Raw genomic sequence first — 429 nt, forward strand, 5'->3', positions numbered from 1 at the left:
CTGAGTAGCACCAGTGCCGACAACAACGGCATCACCTTTATCAATGCGGAAACCCTGGCGGCTGTCAGTGGTGGCCTGCTGGGAACCACGGGAGCCGATAGTTTCACTCTCAACGCGAATGGCAGTGTCACCTTCGCTGACAGCATGACCATTTCCGGCATGACATCCCTGGACGGTAATGGTGATGTGGATACCCTCGATGCCAGCGCCTTCAGTGCGGGAATCAGTCTGACCAACACCGTCGGCCAGCTGGATGCCGACGGCCTGGGCATTACCGGTATCACCGAGATCACCACCGGCACCTTGACCGGTACATCAAGCCAGGAAGCCTTCAATCTGGCTGCCGACGACACCCTGACCGTCGACACTTATACCGGGTTTAACTTCTACGGCGTTGCAGACCTGGACGGCAATGGCGGCTCCGATAGT

1 protein-coding gene is annotated in these 429 nt (G+C 58.0%); it reads left to right on the forward strand.

The window, feature by feature from the left end; translation table 11 throughout:
- Nucleotides 1-429: hypothetical protein (locus tag B4U49_RS18975; RefSeq protein ID WP_158078511.1), on the forward strand; the 429-nt coding region annotated here is incomplete at both ends.

The organism is Microbulbifer mangrovi (genome assembly GCF_002009015.1).
Classification (GTDB): domain Bacteria; phylum Pseudomonadota; class Gammaproteobacteria; order Pseudomonadales; family Cellvibrionaceae; genus Microbulbifer; species Microbulbifer mangrovi.